3 protein-coding genes are annotated in these 2,839 nt (G+C 48.7%); 2 read left to right on the top strand and 1 reads right to left on the bottom strand.

Annotated features, from left to right (window positions below; translation table 11 throughout):
- The first annotated feature begins 166 nt into the window (after positions 1 to 166).
- Together L2082_RS18995 and L2082_RS19000 are read left to right on the top strand one after the other, a co-directional pair.
- Positions 167 to 955 (top strand): tetratricopeptide repeat protein, encoded by a 789-nt coding sequence (locus tag L2082_RS18995; RefSeq protein ID WP_446012177.1) that lies wholly within the window; start codon positions 167 to 169, stop codon positions 953 to 955.
- A gap of 69 nt (positions 956 to 1,024) precedes the next feature.
- The gene (locus L2082_RS19000; protein ID WP_446011216.1) at positions 1,025 to 2,206 is read left to right on the top strand and encodes an iron-containing alcohol dehydrogenase; all 1,182 of its coding nucleotides are present in this window, start codon (positions 1,025 to 1,027) and stop codon (positions 2,204 to 2,206) included.
- Positions 2,207 to 2,216: 10 nt separating this feature from the next.
- Here L2082_RS19000 and L2082_RS19005 read toward each other — a convergent pair whose 3' ends face one another.
- Complete coding sequence (locus L2082_RS19005; RefSeq protein ID WP_446011215.1) at positions 2,217 to 2,717, bottom strand: CPBP family intramembrane glutamic endopeptidase; 501 nt, start codon at positions 2,715 to 2,717, stop codon at positions 2,217 to 2,219.
- Positions 2,718 to 2,839 lie beyond the last annotated feature (122 nt).

Genomic DNA, 2,839 nt, shown 5'->3' on the forward strand with positions numbered 1-2,839 from the left:
AAAACAAACAACCAGAGGGTAACCTAACTTTTCAAACATGTCTAAATTGAAGAGGCGGGATAGTTGCGCCCAAAATTTCTCATTGCGCTATTCTCATATTGAAAAAAGTTTAGGCTCTGAATTGCTGAAAAATTGATACAAAGAGAGTCACAAAATGAGTACTAATATGCCAGCATTTGAACGGATAATGCGCATCTCTACGCAGTATCTCCTTGGTTGCCTTTTTCTCCTCATCACCTTCTCCGCACTCCCTGTTTTTGCTCAGACAGCTGACACCCATATCAAACAAGGTGATATTTTTTATCGGCAATTCGATAATGTCAGTGCCTTGGCCTCTTATAAAAGAGCCCTGGAGATGCAACCAGGTGATTTTGAGTGTCTGAGCAAGGTTGTCAGGGCATACAACGATATTGGTGAAGATCTGTCTTCAGAGGAGTCAGAACAGTATTATGAACAGGCTGTTCAATACGCTGAAAGATTACAACAGATGTTCCCGGATAGAGCGAAAAGTTATTACCAGTTGGCTGTCAGCTATGGTAATCTTGCTCTCTTGCGGGGAAGCAAGGAAAAGGTCAAGCTCTCCAGCTCTGTGGAGAAGAATATCCGCAGGGCCTTGGCCATGAACCCTGACTATGCAGATGCCTATGCGGTTTTAGGGATTTATTATAAAGAAGTAGCCAGTCTGAATGGCTTTTTAAAGACATTTGCCCGCCTCTTTTTCGGAGACCTGCCCGAGGGAACCTACGACGATGCGCTCAAGGCTTTTCGTAAGGCAATCAAGCTGAAAACAACAAGGCCGGTCTATACCTATTTTCTTATTGGGCGTACTTATGAGGAAATGGACGAGCCGGAAAAAGCAAAACAGGCCTACCTGAAGGCAGTCGGTTTCCCTAACACTGATCATCGGGATCATGCTGTAAAGGAGCGTGCAAGAAACAGGTTGCGGTCGTTATAACTCCCCTTCCTCCCCTTGGAGCGGGACAACAATATATGAACTTTCATAGACCCATCAGGAGTCGTTCCTATGCAAAATTTTGTCTTTCACAACCCGACCAAGATTATCTTTGGTCGCAATACCATCCCCTCAATCGGTTCCGAAACCATTGCCTTGGGGCAAAAGGCCCTGCTGGTCTACGGACAGGGCAGTATGAAAGAAAGCGGGCTCTACGAGGAGGTGATGAACTCCCTTGCCGATGCCTGCGTCATAGTGGTTGAACATGGTGGTGTGCGCTCAAATCCGCTGCTGGATCATGTTCAGCAAGGCATTGCCAAGGCTAAGCAGGAAGGGGTGGATGTGATTGTCGCAGTGGGCGGCGGTTCAGTCATTGATACAGCCAAGGCCATAGCGGCTGGTTCTGTGGTTGAACACGATGTCTGGAAGTTTTTTACTGGCAAAAAATCCGTCAAGTCTGCATTGCCTGTGCTTACGGTGCTGACTTTGGCTGCTGCTGGCTCAGAGATGAACTCCGGCATGGTTATCACCAATCAGGACACCCAGGAGAAATTTGGTTTTGGTCATCGTTTGCTGTATCCCAAGACCTCCATCCTGGACCCGGAAATAACGTATACTGTCCCACCAGATTACACAGCTTACGGGGCTGTGGATGCTATTGCCCATGTCCTGGAATTTTACATGACTACCCAGGATACTGACACCCCGGTTCAGGCCCGTTTTATGGAAGGCTTGATCCTCAATGCAATGGAATCCTGTGAGCGCTGTCTGGCGGATCCCCGTGATTATGGAGGCCGGGCTAACCTGATGTGGACCGCCACCCTGGCCCTGAATGGTCTCACCGCAGCAGGATTGGGCCGGGTAGGTTTCCCTATGCATATGATTGAGCATTCCCTGAGTGCCCTTTATGATGTACCGCACGGGGCCGGGCTTTCCGTGGTCATGCCGGGCTGGCTGCAATGGTATCTGTACCAGGATACAGCCCGGATTGCTCGCTTGGGGCAGGGGATTCTTCCTTCTGCTCAGTTCCAGCAGCTGGCAGGGCAGGGGGAGAGGGCGGTTGCAGAGCAAACCATTGCCTTTCTCCGTACCTGGTTCAGCAAGGTACACAGCCCTGTAACGCTCACAGAAATGAATATCCCGGCAGAGGATATTCCCCGGATCGCTGAGAACGCCTTGGGGTTAGCCAAAGTTTGGCGTTTGAATCAATATTCTCAGGCGATTATTGAGGAAATTTTACGAGGATGTATTTGAGAGGGATCTTTCAGGTGGCAAGAAAAATGGTTGATATCATAACGAGGTTGTAAGAAAAATGAAGTGCTATTGAGGGGCCGATTGTCTTTGTGGATATCCGGAGCCAGAGTGCTGCTAATGCCATAAGAGAAATAAAGACAAAGGCAGGCCAAAAATGGATTGCCTCTATAATGTGAGAGGCAGCAAAGAGAAAGGTGGTAAGGATTGCAGCCCAGATCGGGCCAAAGGATTGACAGATTCCACCAAACATGACCCCGCGAAAGAGTAACTCTTCAACAGGAGGGGCCAGAACAAGGGCGATAAAGAGTGCGATGACCTGTTGCAGGCCGGGTGTTGTAGCCATTTTGGCAAATGGGCCAATAGCGTTTTCATCTGGTGGGGTGCTCATGAGTGGTGAGAGCAAGAGATAGCTGATTGCGATGAGCGGGCCAATCCCAAAGCCGAGGGCCAGGAATCGAGGCTGGCCGATTTTCCAGGCTGCGCCGGTCATCGTCCCTTCTTGTATCCTCAAAAACGACACCTTTCCCTCTGAATAGGTGCATTTCATGCGGCTCGCTGAAGTTTTTCAATCTTCAGATTCATTGAATGCTTGATTTGGTTTGTTATAACCTTAATCCTGAATTTCTCTTGAAG

It is taken from the genome of Candidatus Electrothrix sp. (genome assembly GCF_052785085.1).